This is a genomic window from Sulfitobacter sp. 1A13368 (assembly GCF_043557275.1).
In the GTDB taxonomy this organism is placed as follows: domain Bacteria; phylum Pseudomonadota; class Alphaproteobacteria; order Rhodobacterales; family Rhodobacteraceae; genus Sulfitobacter; species Sulfitobacter faviae.
In genome coordinates this window covers 147,334-159,908 of sequence record NZ_JBIFFR010000008.1, presented here as the reverse complement: position 1 = coordinate 159,908, position 12,575 = coordinate 147,334, and the positions used below count along the sequence as shown (strand labels likewise).

The following is a 12,575-nucleotide window of genomic DNA, read 5'->3' as shown; positions in this document are numbered from 1 at the left end:
CTTTCGTGTCAGCTATCGGCCAGCGCGGCGAAGAGCCGGCGGAGGAATTGCGGCGTGGCGGTCGGCGCGAGCCAGCGCATCACCGCGACGATTTCCTGCTCGGGCGCGATCCAGATCGTATGGCCGCCCGCGCCCTGCGCGCTGAAGGCGGTATCGGGCAGTTTCGGATCGGCTTCCGCCCCGCGGTTCAGCCACCACAGGAAGCCGTATTTGTCGAGCGTCGGTGTCGGCATCAGGGACCGCTGCATCCAGTCCTCGGGCAGAATTTGTTCGCCGTTCCAATTGCCGTTCTGGCAGATGAACTGGCCGAATTTCGCGTGATCCTCGGCAGAGATGAAGAGGCCCCCACCCCAGTGCCCGCCGCCGGTGACCGATTGCATCCGGGAGCCGTCCACCTCGACCCATGAGGTCGAATAGCCCTCCCACCGCCAGTCCGGCGAGGCGCCGATCGGGTCCATGATCCGCGCGCGCAGCACCTCCGGCAGGGCCCGCCCGAACCGCATCAGCAGCGCATAGGCCAACGCGTTCACCCGCACATCGTTGTACTCATACTGGCTCCCCGGCGCACCGACCTCCCGCAACTGGCCCTTTCGGCTGTTGTCCGCCCCCGGCCCGATCTGGCGGTAATGATCGACCTGATCGTCCTTGCCGAAAATCTCGCCGCGCCATTCGCTGTTCATCTGCAGCATATGCCGCCAAGTGATGCGCCCGTTGTGATCGCCTGCGAAATGCGGCCCCGGCACGCTGTCGCCCACGGGCGCGTCGAGGTCCGCGATCAGCCCGTCCTTCACCGCCAGCCCCGCCAGCACCGACAGGTAGCTCTTGGCGATGGAGAATGTCATGTCGGCGCGTGTCGTATCGCCCCAGTCGGCCACGCGCTGGCCGCGATGCAGGATCACCCCGGCAGGGCCGCCGCGCGGGCGCACCGGGCCCACGATCTCGGTCCAAGGGCCGCTCTCGTTCCACTCGCGGTTGCCGACATAGGCGCCATCGGGGTGGTACATCGAGCGGGGCCAGTCGGTCTCATGCGCTTGCGCATGGTCGACGACGGCTTGCAGGGCGGGGGTGGCGGCGAATGTCATGGGGGCTCCTCGGGGCTTCGGGCGAACATTTCCCAAGGGGGGCGGAATTGTAAACCGGTTAAATGTCTCCGACCGCTCAATCGCCGATATCGGGATAGACCTGAGAGCGTTTGACCACGCCGTAGACAAAACTGGTGTCGATCGAGCCGATGCCGCCGATGGGATGCAGCCGCGCCCGCACGAAGCGCTCATAGTCCTCGAGATCGCCCACCACGACGCGCAGCAGGTAGTCCGACAGCCCGCTCATCACGAAACATTCCAGCACTTCCGGGATCGCGCGGATCTGGCTTTCGAAACGCTGCACCGTGCCCTCGTCGTGACCGTCCAGCGTCACCCGCACCATGACTGTCACCGGCAGGCCGTAGGCCTTGGCATCGACCTCCACGCTGTAGCCCCGGATCGCGCCGTTTTTCTCCAGCGCCCGCAAGCGGCGCAGGCAGGGCGAAGGCGAGAGGCCCACTTCATCCGCCAGATCAAGGTTGGTCATCCGGCCATTGCGCTGCAGGGCGCGGATGATGCGGCGGTCTGTGGCGTCCAATCGGGGCGTTTGGGGCATGATATGCCAAATCTCCTGCAATTCGCGCATATATTAGCAACCAAATGCCCCTTGCGCCATCGGATCATGCCCTCAAATTCAGACAGGGGCCAGCCATGACCGAGAACCAGAAATCCTTTGCCACCCGCGCCATCCACCACGGCTATGACGCGCAGGACGAACAGGGCGCGCTGAACCCGCCGATCTACATGAGCTCGACCTTCACCTTCGAGACTGCCGAAGCCGGCGGCGACATGTTCGCGGGCGAGCGCGAAGGGCATTTCTACACCCGCATCAGCAACCCCACGCTGGACCATCTTGAAAAACGTATCGCCAACCTCGAAGGGGCCGAGGCTGGCCTCGCCACCGCTTCGGGCATGGGGGCGATCACCTCGACGCTCTGGTCCTTCCTGCAGGCGGGCGACGAGATCATCATCGACAAAACGCTTTATGGCTGCACCTTCGCCTTCATGACCCACGGACTGCCGCGCTTTGGCGTCAAGGTGACGCTGGTCGACATGACCGAGCCTGCAAACCTCGCCGAGGTGATCAGCGACCAGACCAAGGTGGTCTATTTCGAAACCCCCGCGAACCCCAACAACCGGCTGGTGGACATCGCCGCCATCTCCGAGATCGCGCATCGCGTGGGCGCCAAGGTGGTGGTCGACAACACCTATGCCACGCCGGTCATCACCCGGCCCATCGAACATGGCGCCGACATCGTGCTGCATTCGGCGACGAAGTTCCTTTCGGGTCACGGCGACGTGGTCGCGGGCCTCGTGGTGGGCAATGCCGAGGACATGATGCAAGTGCGCCTCGTGGGTCTGAAAGACATGACCGGCGCGGTGATGTCGCCGCTCACCGCCATGCTGCTTTTGCGCGGGATCAAGACGCTGGAACTGCGCATGGAGCGTCACTGCGCCACCGCTGCCAAGGTCGCCGAAGCGCTGGAGCAGCACCCGGCGGTGCTGCATGTCGCCTACCCGGGGCTGGCAAGCTTCCCGCAGGCCGAACTCGCGCGGCGGCAGATGGGCAACTTCGGCGGCATGATCCCCTTCGAGGTCAAGGGCGGCAAGGCGGGCGGCATCGCCTTCATGAACCGGCTGAAGCTCATTCAGCGCGCGGTGAGCCTTGGCGACGCGGAAAGCCTGATCCAGCACCCCGCCAGCATGACCCATTCCACCTATTCCCCCGAGGAACGCGCCGAACACGGCATCGCCGAGGGGTTGGTGCGGCTTTCGGTCGGGCTGGAATCGGCGGAAGACATCATTGATGACCTTTACGCCGCGCTCGGGGCGCATAACATGCAAGCGGCCTGATCCGGCACGAACCGGACCAGTCGCGGGCGGTGTCGAGGAGGGCACCGCCCGAGGCATCCTCAAGATGAAAGACCTGCCATGACCGCTCTCGCCCCTGAACAGCTCAAGACCGTCGAACAGCGTCTGCTGTGGCTGTCGCACTGGATGATCCACAACGCCAACCACATCCGGCCCAAGGTGGACGGGATCAAAGTGGGCGGGCATCAGGCGTCTTCGGCCTCGATAGTGTCGATCATGACGGCGCTTTATTTCAGCGCGCTGCGGCCTGAGGACCGGGTGGCAGTCAAACCCCATGCCTCGCCGATCTTCCACGCGATGCAATACCTCATGGGCAACCAGACCCGCGAGAAGATGGAGAATTTCCGCGGGTTTCAGGGTGTGCAGAGCTACCCGAGCCGGACCAAGGATGTGGACGATGTCGATTTCTCCACCGGGTCCGTGGGCCTTGGCGTGGCGGTCACTTCCTTCGCCTCTCTCGTGCAGGACTACATCACCGCAAAGTCTTGGGGGCAGGACGTGGATCTGGGCCGCATGGTGGCGCTGGTCGGCGACGCCGAACTCGACGAAGGCAACATCTACGAGGCGCTGCAGGAGGGCTGGAAGAACGATCTGCGCAATACGTGGTGGATCATCGACTACAACCGCCAATCGCTCGACGGGGTGGTGCGCGAGGGGCTGTTCAAGCGCATCGAGCAAATTTTCGACGCCTTCGGCTGGGACGTGGTGAAGGTGAAATACGGCGCCCTGCAACGGGCCGCGTTCGAGGAGCCCGGCGGCGACAAGCTGCGCGACTGGATCGACAATTGCCCCAACCAGCTCTACTCGGCGCTGACCTATCAGGGCGGCGCGGTCTGGCGCGAGCGGCTGATGGAGGCGCTTGCCGATCAGGGCGATGTCACGGCGCTGATCGACGCGCGCAGCGACGATGAACTGGCCGCGCTGATGGAGAACCTCGGCGGCAATTGCGTTGAGACCATGGCCGAAACCTTCGCCGCCATCGACCACGACCGCCCGGTCTGTTTCCTCGCCTACACCATCAAGGGCTGGGGCACGCCGATTGCGGGGCACAAGGACAACCACGGCGGTCTGATGACCAAAAGCCAGATGGCCGACTGGCAGAAACACATGGGCGTGGCCGAGGGGGAGGAATGGGAGCCTTTCGCCACCGTAGAAGACCCGCAAGCGCTGCAAGCGGCGCTAGATCGCGTGCCCTTCTTCGCCAAGGGCCGTCGCCGCTACAATGATGCCACACTGCCGGTGCCGCAGATCGAACTGTCGAGCGACCGGGAGATCTCCACGCAGATGGCCTTTGGCAAAATTCTCGACGATCTGTCCAAGGGCGACAGCGATCTCGCCTCCCGGATCGTGACCATGTCGCCGGACGTGACCGGCACCACGAACCTTGGGCCATGGGTGAACCGGCGCAAGCTCTTTGCCCGCAGCGAACAGGCCGACACTTTCATCAACGAGAAGATCCCCTCCACCGCGAAATGGGAATTCACGCCCGAGGGCCAGCATATCGAGTTGGGCATCGCCGAGATGAACCTCTTCCTGCTTCTGGGCGCCGCGGGCCTGTCGCATTCGCTCTTCGGCAAGCGGGTCATTCCCATCGGCACGGTCTACGACCCCTTCGTCGCCCGCGGCTTGGACGCGCTGAACTACGCCTGCTATCAGGATGCGCGCTTCATGATCGTGGGCACGCCCTCCGGCGTGACGCTCGCGCCCGAGGGCGGGGCGCATCAATCCATCGGCACGCCGCTCATCGGCATGAGTCAGGATGGGCTGGCGAGTTTCGAGCCCGCCTTCGCCGATGAGCTTGCTGTCATCATGCAGTGGGCCTTCGACTATTTGCAACGCGACGGCGAGGGCGACCCGGACGAGCGCACATGGCTGCGCGACGAGACCGGCGGCTCGGTCTATCTGCGGCTCACCACCAACCCGATCGAACAGCCCGGCAAACGCGTCGACGAGGACTTCCGCCAAGGTGCCATCGACGGGGCCTATTGGCTGCGCAAGCCCGGGCCGAACTGCGACGTGGTGATCGCCTACCAAGGCGCCGTGGCGCCCGAGGCGATCAAGGCCGCGGGCAGCATCGCCGAGGGCCGCCGCGACGTAGGCGTGCTGGCGGTGACCTCCGCCGACCGGCTGAACGCCGGCTGGACCGCGGCACAGCGCGCCCGGGCGCGCGGCAACCACGCGGCGCAGAGCCATATCGAAACGCTGCTGGGTCAGCTTCCGCGCGACTGCAAGCTGGTGACGGTGATCGACGGCCATCCGGCGACGCTGTCCTGGCTGGGCGCGGTCGTGGGCCATCAGACGGTGCCGCTCGGGGTCGAGCATTTTGGCCAGACCGGCACCATCGCCGACCTCTACCGGCATTTCGGCATCGACGCGCGCTCGATCGTGGAAAAGGTGCAGGGCCTGACCCCGGGCCGCCAGATGTTGCACCGGGTAGCGGGCTAAGGTTCGAAGGGGGGGGGCAAACTGCCCCCCTCATCACCTGCCGAACTTGGCTTCCAGATAGGCCAGATAGGCCGTCGGGTCGTAGGCCCCGGCCCCGATCCCCGCGAGGATCTCGGCCCGGCTGCGCGACCGACCATGCTGCCAGACCAGATCGCCCAATGCCGCGTGAAGCGGCGCGTAGTCGCCCGCCGTCACGCCCGCGCGCACCTCGGGCTGCGTGGCATCCAGATGCGCCATGATCTGCGCGGCGGTCGAATTGCCCACGGTATAAGTCGGGAAGGAGCCGATGTAGCCGTGCGACCAATGCACGTCCTGCAGACAGCCCGCGCCGTTGTCCGGCACCTCAAGTCCCAGATCATCCCGCATCGCCGCGTTCCACGCCTCGGGGACGTCGGCGACCTTCAGCGAGCCGTCCATCAGCGCCATCTCGATCTTCACCCGCAGCATGACATGCAGATCGTAAGTGAGCTCGTCCGCCTCGACCCGGGTGAGGCCGGGCGAGACGCGGTTGATCGCGGCGACGAATTCCGCTTCGCTCACGTCGCCCAACTGCTCGGGGAAGGTGTCGCGCAGGCGTCCGTAATGCACCGCCCAGAAGGCGGGCGAGCGGCCGATGTGGTTTTCCAGCAGGCGCGACTGGCTTTCGTGCATCCCGAAACTGGTGCCCGCCACGGCGTAGAGCCCGATCATGTCCGTCGCATGCGCCCCACGCGTGAGCGCCGGATCGGCGCCCATCTCGTAGAGCGCATGGCCCGCCTCGTGGATCGTGCCGAAGATCGACATTGGCAGGTAGTTCGGGTTCCAGCGCGAGGTGATCCGCACGTCGTTGCGGGTCATGGAAATCTCGAAGGGATGCACCGCCGTGTCGAGCCGCCCACGGTCCATGTCATAGCCCAAGGCCTCGGCGATATAGGCACAAAAGGCCTGCTGGCCGGCGACGGGATAGTCGCGGAACAGGAACTCGCTGCGCGGCGCGGGCCGGGCGAGCGCCGCGTCGAGGATCGGGCGGATGCCGTGGCGGAGCTGGTCGAAGAACCGGGTGAGCTGCGCCGCTGTCGCGCCGGGCTCGAAAACGTCGGCCATCGGATCGTAGGGGTGGCCGTCGTGGCCGAGCGCCTCGGCCTTCTCGCGGGCCAGATCGACGATGCTTTGCAGATGCGGCTGGAACAGGGCGAAGTCGCCGGTGCGGCGGGCCTCGGTCCAGGCGGCGCCGGCGGTGATGGATTGCTCGGCCTGTCGGCGCAGCAGGGCGGCGGGGATGCGGGCGTGATGGGTGCGCGCCTCCTGCACCGATTGCGCGGCGCGGCGCTCGATCTCGGGCGCGTCGCTGTTGAGCACGGCTTCGGCGGCTTTGCCCATCTCGGGGTCGAGGATCATCTCACGCGCGATGCCCATCAAGGTGGCGATCTGGTGCCCACGCGTCTCGGCCCCGCCCTTGGGCATCATCACCCGGGCGTCCCAGTTCAGCAGGTTTACCGAGACGAGCACGTCGTTCAGCCGCCCCACGCGGTCGGTCAGGGTCAGGCTCATGCGGCGGCTCCTGTTTCGGCGCCGGTGCCCCCGTCATGCAGGTGGCAGGCGACGCTGCGGTTGTCTTTCGGGTTCACGAGGCGCGGCACCTCGGTTTTGCAGCGCGGCCCTGCAAGCGGGCAGCGCGGATGGAAAGCGCAGCCCTTGGGCGGGTTGATCGGCGAGGGGATCTCGCCCTTGATCGGGTGGAAATTGGCGCGCCCGGTGCCGAGGGTCGGCACGGAGGCAAAGAGCGCCTCGGTATAAGGATGCAGCGGCTTGGCGTAGAGTTCATCCGCCGGGGCGGTTTCCACCACGCGCCCGAGATACATGATCGCCACCCTGTCGCAGACGTGGCGCACGACCGAAAGGTCGTGGCTGATAAACAGCGCCGTGAGGTTCAACTCGCGCCGCAGCTTCATGAAGAGATTGAGCACCTGCGCCTGAATGGACACGTCGAGCGAGGCGACAGCCTCGTCCAGCACCAGAAGCTCCGGCTGCATTGCCAAGGCCCGCGCGATGGCGACCCGCTGGCGCTGCCCGCCCGAGAACTGGTGCGGCAATCGGTTGGCGTAAGCGCCCTCCAGCCCCACCTGTTGAAGCAGGCTGCGCACGCGCTCCTGCACTTCACGCGCCGGGATCAGCCCGTGGATGCGCGGGCCTTCGGCGATGATCTCGCCCACCTTCATGCGGGGGTTGAGGCTTGCGAAGGGGTCTTGATGGATCATCTGCACGCGGGTGGTGAGTTTGTCGACATTGCCGCGATGGTCGCGCGCCACTGGCTGGCCTTCGAGCGTCACCGTGCCTTCACTCGGCGCATAGATGCCCGAGACAACGCGCCCCAAGGTGGACTTGCCGCAGCCGCTCTCGCCGACGATGCCCAGCACCTCGCCGCGCGGGACGCTTAGATTGACGTCGTTCACGGCATGAACGGTCTGGGTGGAGTCGCGCCCCGACAGGCGGTCCAGCCCCCGGACCACCAGCCCCGGCTTGCGGGTGAACCGCTTGGAGACGCCCTCGATTTTCAGAATGGGATCGGTCATGTGGCCTCGATCGGATGGTGGCACAGGACGGAATGTGCCTCGGTTCCAGTATTGGGTGGGAGCGTCGCACAGACCGCGCTCGCACGAGGGCAGCGCGGGCGGAACGGGCAGCCAGAGGGCAGGTTCGCCAGCTGCGGGGTCGAGCCGGGGATCTGCGGCAGGTCGCGGCCCGGTTCGTGCAGGCCGGGGACCGAGTCGATCAACCCGCGCGTATAGGGGTGACGCGGGTGGGCGATGACCTCCTCCGCCGTGCCGCTCTCGACGATCCGGCCTGCGTACATCACCGCGATGTCGTCGGCGAGCGAGGAGACAACGGCGAGGTCATGGGTAACCCAGACAATGGCGGTGCCGGTCTCATCCGCCAGCCGCCGCACCTCGGCGAGGATCTGGCCCTGGATAGAGACGTCGAGCGCGGTGGTCGGCTCGTCGGCGAGGATCACGGCAGGCCGGTGCAGCAGGGCCGTGGCAATCGCCACGCGCTGGCGCATCCCGCCCGAGAGTTGGTGCGGATAGGCTTGCAACCGCTCGGCGGGGGCCGGAATGCCGACGATCTCCAGCGCCTCGCGGGCGCGGTCCCATGCGGCGGCCTTGCTGACCTTGTCGTGCACGCGCACGGCCATGGCCATCTGGTCGCCCACCCGCAGCACCGGGTTGAGGGTCATCATCGGGTCCTGAAACACCATCGAGACATTGCGACCCCGCATCTGGCGTCGGCCCTCGGCGCTGAGGCTGCGCATGTCGGTGCCCTGCACCAGAACCTCGCCAGCGGTGATCCGCCCCGGCTCATCGATGAGCCCCATGATCGAAAAACCGGTGACGCTCTTGCCCGAGCCGCTTTCCCCCACCAGCCCAAGGATGCGCCCCGGCTGGACCGAAAAGCTCACGTCATTGACGGCGGTGACGGCCCCCTTGCGGGTGCTGAATTGCGTGGTCAGACCCCTGACCTCCAGTGCGGCGCTCATCGGCTGTTCCTCGGGTCGAGCACCTTGCGGACCTGATCGCCCACGAGGTTGATTGCAACAACGGTCACCATCAGCGCCAATCCGGGATAGATCGACAGCCAGTAGCGGTCCGAATGGATGTATTTGAACCCGTTGGAGATCAGCGATCCCAGCGAAGGTTCAGTGAGCGGCAGGCCCACACCGAGGAAGGACAGCGTCGCCTCCAGCGCGATTGCGCTCGCCACCTGCACCGTGGCCACGACAATGAGCGGCGGCAGCACGTTGGGCAGCAGGTGCTTGAAGAGCACTCGATGCGTCGGCAGCGGGGTGGAGCGCGCCGCCTCGATATAATCTTTGCCGCGTTCGACCTTGGCTGCGCCATGGGTGGTCCGGGCGAAATAGGCGTATTGGGCGACGACCAGTGCAAGGATGATCTGCGCGATCCCCTGCCCCAGCATCGCCACCAGCACCAGCGCCAGCAGGATCGCGGGCATCGACAGTTGCAGATCGACGACACGCATCAACAACGCTTCGATCCGCCCCCCGAAATAGGCCGCGGTGAGACCAACCGCGATGCCGACCAACAGCGCCAGTGCCCCGGCGGACAGACCGATCACGAAACTGGTGCGCAGCCCGTAGAAAATGGCCGAGAGCATGTCGCGGCCCGCGTTGTCGGTGCCCAGCAGATGGACATAGCCGCCCGAGCCTTCGGTGCCGGGGCGCAGAAAGGCGTCGAGCCAATCGAGCGCGGCCATGTCGTAGGGGTCCTGCGGCGAGACCAGCGGCGCGCCGAAGGAGAGGAACAGAAGCACGGCGATCACGATGAGCGCGCCCACGGCGACCCAGCTTTCGCGGAAGTCCGACCAGAAGTTGCGCAGCCGCTCGGCGCGCGTCTCCACCGGCGGGGCCGAGGGCACGGCGATGGTGTTTTCAGCGACGATCTCGGGCATCATGCGCCTCCTTTCAGGCGGACCCGCGGGTCCAGTCGGGCGTAGACCAGATCAACCACGAGGTTGATGAGGACAAAGAGGATCACGACCATGATAAGGTAAGAGACCATCACCGGCCGGTCGAGTTGCAGGATCGAGTCGATGATCAGCTTGCCAACGCCGGGCCAGTTGAACACGCTCTCGGTCACCACCGCGAAGGCCAGCGTCGAGCCGAGCTCGAGCCCCAGCACCGTGACGATTGGGATCGAGATGTTGCGCAGGATGTGGCGAAAGACGATCTGCCGGTCCGGCAGGCCCTGTGCGCGGGCGAACTTGACGTAATCGGTGCCCATGGCCTCGACCATGCCGGCGCGGGTGAGGCGGATCATCAGGCCCATCTTGAACAGCGACAGGTTGATTGCGGGCATGATGACATGGCTCCAGCCGTCGGGGGTGAAAAGCGAGGAGGTGATGCCGAAGACCGTCGCCTCGTCGCCGCGCCCGCCCGAGGGCAGCCAGCCAAGCTCGACCGCGAAGCCCATGATCAACAGCATGCCGATCCAGAAGGTCGGCACCGAGAAGCCCAGCACCGACAGCGCCATGATCATCTTGGCGCCGAGGCTCTCGGGGCGGTAACCGGCCCAGAGACCGGCGGGAATGCCCACGCCCACGGCGATCAGCACCGAGACAAGCACCAGCTCCAGCGTTGCCGGAAAGCGGGAGAAGACAAGGTCGACGACAGGGATGTTATAGACCATCGAGGTGCCCAGATCGCCCTGGGCCACGTTCTTGAGGAAGGTCCAGTACTGCACGACCAGCGGTTGATCGAGCCCGTATTGCTCGATCAGCTTCTGGCGGATCTCGGCGGTGGCGCCCGGATCGATCATCACGTCGATCGGATTGCCGATAGCAAAGACGCCGACAAAGACGATCACCGACATGGCAAAGACCACGACAACCGCCTGTGCCAACCGGGTTACAAAATAGCTGAGCATTCGACCTCGCCCATCAGACTTGAAAAAAAGAGGCGCCCGCCGGCAAGCAGCGGGCGCCCGGTGCGTTATGAAGCCTTATTCGACCGGAGTGATCGCATAGGCGCGGGTTTCCTGATCGACGCGGGGCGTCATCTCGATGGTGTCGGCATTGGCCGCCCAGACGGTCTGCAAGATCACCGTCGGGATCAGCGCGCGGTCTTCCATCGCGATGAAGGAGGCCTCTTCATAGAGCTTCTTGCGCGCTTCGGGGTCGAGGGTCTGGGCACCTTCGCCGAAGACCTTGTCGAACTCGGGGTTGGAATAGCCCGCGCGGTTGAAGTTGCCGAAGCCCTTCTCGGGGTCTTTGGTGTGCACCAGCGCGCCGTAGGTATAGGCGGCCTCACCGGTCAGCGTGCCCCAAGCGGACATGGTCATGGTGTATTCCTCACGCGCGGCGGCGGGGAAGAAGACGGTGCCGTTCAGCGCCTGTGCGTTCACCTTAAGACCCAGACGCGACCACATCTGTGCCAGCGCCTCGCAGACCACGGCATCGCCGGGCACGCGGTTGTTGGTGCAGGTGAAATCGATCTCAAAACCCTCGGGGTAGCCGGCCTCGGCCAGCAGCTCCTTGGCTTTCTCGATGTCATATTCGCGCTCGCCCAGTTCCGGGCTGTAGCCAAAGAAACCTTCGGGCATCAGCTGATTGGCGGGCGTGCCCAGACCTTCGAGCACCACGTTCACGAGCACGTCGCGGTTGATCGCCAGGTCCAGCGCCTTGCGCACGCGCAGATCCTGCAGCGGATTGCCCTCGACCTCTTCGCCGTTGACCTTGATCGGCTGCGGCTCTTCGTCCTTCACCGACGGTGCGATGTTGAGGATATAGACCGAGTCGGAGACGAATGTTTCGATCTCGCCGTCGTTCTTCATCGCGAGGTAGTCGGATGCGGGCACGTAGTTGATGAGGTCAACCTCACCTGAACGCAGGGCCGCAACGCGCGAGGTGTCCTCGGGGATCTCGCGACGGGTGACGGTTTCCCAAGCGGCCTGACCGCCCCAGTAGTCGTCGAAACGCTCGAGCACCAGATCGCCTTTGGGCTGCCAAGAGACGAAGGTATAGGGACCGGTGCCGATCGCCTTCTCGCCCGAGTTGAACTGCTCGTTGCCCGCTTCCATGCCGGTCTCAGAGGGCACGACGAAGAGACGGGTGAAGTCGTTGGGCAGCGAGGGCGCCATGCCCTTTGTCTTCACGCGCAGCGTGTAGTCATCGACCACTTCGACGCTGTCGACATATTTGGTGTAGAGGGTCATCGGCATCGGGCCGGTCACCTGCGGGATGCGCTCGATCGAGAATTTCGCGTCCTCGGCGGTGAAGTCGGTGCCGTCATGGAATTTCACGCCCTCGCGCATCTTGAATTCCCATGTGGTGTCGTCGATCGGCTCCCAGCTGACGGCGAGGCCGGGCTTGAGCTGCAGCTTCTCGTCAACGTCCACCAGCGTGTCGAAGACGTGACGCAGGGCTTCGGCCTGCGAGCCCAAGGTCGACCAATGCGGGTCAATCGAATCCGGGCCGGCGCGCAGGCCGATCACCAGATCGGCGGCCATCGCTGCTGGCGCGGCAGCGATCAGCGCCAATGCGGCGACGGCGGATTTCAGGGTAAGCTTCTTCATTGGTCAAAACCTCCATGTGTTATATCTTGCAGTTACACTAGACAGCTATAATTGTGACGGTCAACACAAATATGTAACATTGCAACCTTTGCCTGCCGTATAAGCCCGATAT

General features: G+C 65.2%; 10 protein-coding genes. 2 read left to right on the top strand and 8 right to left on the bottom strand.

All coding sequences use genetic code 11. The features are described from left to right. Positions 1-8: 8 nt before the first annotated feature. On the bottom strand, positions 9-1,082 hold the full coding sequence (locus tag ACGYK4_RS15825; RefSeq protein WP_394457319.1) for a serine hydrolase domain-containing protein: 1,074 nt from the start codon (positions 1,080-1,082) through the stop codon (positions 9-11). A gap of 76 nt (positions 1,083-1,158) precedes the next feature. Continuing rightward, positions 1,159-1,638, bottom strand: coding sequence for an Lrp/AsnC family transcriptional regulator (locus ACGYK4_RS15820; protein WP_209219245.1), 480 nt, complete (start codon positions 1,636-1,638; stop codon positions 1,159-1,161). A gap of 95 nt (positions 1,639-1,733) precedes the next feature. Between ACGYK4_RS15820 and ACGYK4_RS15815 the strand changes: the two genes are divergently transcribed. Continuing rightward, on the top strand, positions 1,734-2,936 hold the full coding sequence (locus ACGYK4_RS15815) for a methionine gamma-lyase (RefSeq protein ID WP_394431416.1): 1,203 nt from the start codon (positions 1,734-1,736) through the stop codon (positions 2,934-2,936). Between the two features lie 78 nt (positions 2,937-3,014). After that, positions 3,015-5,399: a transketolase-like TK C-terminal-containing protein gene (locus tag ACGYK4_RS15810; protein WP_394457318.1), complete on the top strand. Its 2,385-nt coding sequence runs from the start codon at positions 3,015-3,017 to the stop codon at positions 5,397-5,399. A gap of 33 nt (positions 5,400-5,432) precedes the next feature. Here the strand turns inward: ACGYK4_RS15810 and ACGYK4_RS15805 are convergent, their stop codons facing one another. The 6 genes from ACGYK4_RS15805 to ACGYK4_RS15780 form a co-directional block, all read right to left on the bottom strand. Further along, positions 5,433-6,929, bottom strand: coding sequence for a carboxypeptidase M32 (locus tag ACGYK4_RS15805; protein WP_394457317.1), 1,497 nt, complete (start codon positions 6,927-6,929; stop codon positions 5,433-5,435). After that, complete coding sequence (locus ACGYK4_RS15800; protein ID WP_394457315.1) at positions 6,926-7,951, bottom strand: ABC transporter ATP-binding protein; 1,026 nt, start codon at positions 7,949-7,951, stop codon at positions 6,926-6,928. Before ACGYK4_RS15800 ends, ACGYK4_RS15805 begins: the two co-directional genes overlap by 4 nt. After that, the gene (locus ACGYK4_RS15795) at positions 7,948-8,913 is read right to left on the bottom strand and encodes an ABC transporter ATP-binding protein (RefSeq protein WP_394457314.1); all 966 of its coding nucleotides are present in this window, start codon (positions 8,911-8,913) and stop codon (positions 7,948-7,950) included. The genes ACGYK4_RS15800 and ACGYK4_RS15795 overlap by 4 nt, the downstream gene beginning before the upstream one ends. After that, positions 8,910-9,842, bottom strand: coding sequence for an ABC transporter permease (locus ACGYK4_RS15790; protein ID WP_394457313.1), 933 nt, complete (start codon positions 9,840-9,842; stop codon positions 8,910-8,912). Before ACGYK4_RS15790 ends, ACGYK4_RS15795 begins: the two co-directional genes overlap by 4 nt. Beyond that, positions 9,842-10,816, bottom strand: coding sequence for an ABC transporter permease (locus tag ACGYK4_RS15785; RefSeq protein ID WP_394457312.1), 975 nt, complete (start codon positions 10,814-10,816; stop codon positions 9,842-9,844). The genes ACGYK4_RS15790 and ACGYK4_RS15785 overlap by 1 nt, the downstream gene beginning before the upstream one ends. Before the next feature lie 75 nt (positions 10,817-10,891). Continuing rightward, positions 10,892-12,463 carry an ABC transporter substrate-binding protein gene (locus ACGYK4_RS15780; protein WP_394457311.1) on the bottom strand — a complete coding sequence of 524 codons (1,572 nt, stop codon included), beginning with the start codon at positions 12,461-12,463 and terminating at the stop codon, positions 10,892-10,894. Positions 12,464-12,575: the final 112 nt, after the last annotated feature.